The sequence below is a fragment of the Dysgonomonas sp. Shenzhen-Wh21 genome, assembly GCF_043392705.1.
Taxonomy (GTDB): domain Bacteria; phylum Bacteroidota; class Bacteroidia; order Bacteroidales; family Dysgonomonadaceae; genus Dysgonomonas.
Map to the genome: position 1 here is coordinate 1 of NZ_JAIXHZ010000023.1, position 2312 is coordinate 2312.

The 2312-nt window shown below is 38.0% G+C and carries 2 protein-coding genes; both read right to left on the bottom strand.

Annotated elements, in window-relative coordinates:
* Positions 1-51: 51 nt before the first annotated feature.
* A complete protein-coding gene (gene sufD / locus LDB17_RS01010) occupies positions 52-1392 on the bottom strand; it encodes a Fe-S cluster assembly protein SufD (RefSeq protein ID WP_252639345.1) in 1341 nt (446 codons plus the stop codon).
* Entirely contained in the window at positions 1389-2150 is a 762-nt protein-coding gene (sufC, locus tag LDB17_RS01015; RefSeq protein WP_252639344.1) for a Fe-S cluster assembly ATPase SufC, read from the bottom strand. Before sufC ends, sufD begins: the two co-directional genes overlap by 4 nt.
* Between the last annotated feature and the right edge of the window lie 162 nt (positions 2151-2312).

A 2312-nucleotide genomic window follows, 5' to 3' on the forward strand; every position in this document is an offset into this window, starting at 1 on the left:
AGCAGTTAGCAGTACAATGACATTCTGCAACCAAAAACTATGTTTCATTTATCATTTACATACTGCACAATTTCCGCAACGAGCAGATTCTCCCTTGAAACGTTTTTCGACCAAATCCAGAAGTCTTTCTTTCAGGCGATCGATACGAACATGTTCCAATACTCCCGCAGCAAAAGCTTGCATTAGCATCAAACGAGCAGATTCCTTAGATAGACCACGAGAGCGAAGATAAAATAAAGCCTCTTCATCTAACTGTCCTGTAGTTAATCCGTGTGAGCATTTCACATCATCGGCATAAATCTCCAACTGTGGCTTAGAATACATGTGAGCATTTGGAGAAATACACAAGTTATTATTCGACTGATATGCCAAAGTTTTCTGTGCATCTTTTTCAACCCGTATACGTCCACAAAAAGCGCCTGTAGCTTCATCTTGCAACACATACTTGAACAACTGCGTACTCGTGCAGTGCGGTACAAGATGATCGAGAAAAGCAAAATTGTCTACATACTGATGCTTATCCGCTATAACCATACCACAGACATAAGCTTCAGCATGCTGTCCGGATAGTTTTACATTATAGTTATTACGGCTAACGCCCGTATTGAAAGTCATATTATTGATCAATACATTTGATGCTTCGAGCTGATGAACAAATGTATTTGTCAAACGAGTAACTTTATCTGAGTTTTCTTCCAAGTCGTAATAATCGACAAGAGCATTACGTCCGGCGAAGATTTCGGTAACCTGTGTTGCTAAAAACTGAGACTCATCCACTGTATGATCACAAATAAGTAATTTCACCTGAGCATCATCCTCGGCTATAATCAGAATACGGCGATTGACAAGACTATTAAATTCGCTCTTCAATATATTAATCAGCTGAATAGGCTCTTCTACAACAACACCCTTAGGTACATAAATAACAAAACCATCTTGAGCAAACATTGTATTGAATGCGACAATTCCGTTTTTATCCATCTCTGCTATCTGCCCATAATATTTAGAAAACACCTCGGGCTTTTCTTCTGCAAAATGCTTGAAACTACCAACAAATACCCCGCTCGGATAATTTACCTTTGGCTTATGTTCTTCATGAAATATATCATTGAGAACAAAGTAAAGATTTGTGGTCAAATTTGGAATTTCACACCTAAAGGCAACGTATGGGTTCCCTGTGAATGGCAACCTGTTAATGTTGAGAGCAAAGTCAGGTAAAAATTCCGCTGCAACGTCCAGATAGAGATAATCCTCCATTTTCTTGGTAGGGAATCCCTGATCTTTAAAAATATTTAGTGCTTTATCTCGAAGACCATTCATCCCTGATAAAGACTTTGTATCAATCTTATCTCTATACTGGGTAAATATGTCTATATATTGATTTTCTATCATTCTTCAAAATCTTTAATAATCCAATCGTATCCTCTTTCTTCCAATTCCAGAGCCAATTCAGCTCCTGCGCTTTTTACTATACGTCCTTTGTATAATACGTGTACATAGTCAGGCTTGATATAGTCCAGCAACCGTTGATAGTGGGTAATAACCACTGTAGCATTATCCTTGCTCCTCAACTTGTTTACACCGGCTGCAACAATACGCAAAGCATCGATATCAAGCCCTGAATCTGTCTCATCAAGTATTGCCAACTTCGGCTCTAACATAGCCATTTGGAAAATCTCGTTACGTTTTTTCTCTCCTCCCGAAAATCCTTCGTTCACCGAACGTCCCGCAAGGTCTTTGTCTAGTTCAACTAATTCTCGCTTTTCACGCATCATTTTCAAAAAGTCTGAAGCTGAGATAGGCTCCTCACCTTTATGCTTACGGATTTCGTTTAAAGAAGCGCGCATAAAGTTTGTCATACTTACTCCCGGTATTTCTACAGGGTATTGAAAACTGAGGAACAACCCTTCACGAGCTCTATCTTCGGGATCCATTTCCAAAAGATCATGTTCTCTGAAATTTACTTCACCTTCTGTCACCTCAAAATTGGGATTACCTACCAAAACCGAAGCAAGGGTACTTTTTCCGGCACCATTAGGCCCCATTATTGCATGAATTTCTCCCTCATTTACAACAAGATCTAATCCCCTTAATATTTCTTTGCCTTCAACATTGGCATGTAAGTTCTTTATGTTTAATAAATTTGCCATTATTATTATATGTTGTTTAAAATAAAAATCTTAGTTACAGCTATCCATTTAACACTAAGATCTGATATATGTTCAAGCCACCATGGCTTTCGAATGCAAAAATAGTAAATAAAACACAAAAATAGCCCGTTTTTAACAGGCTATTAGTTATTTATTAAATCT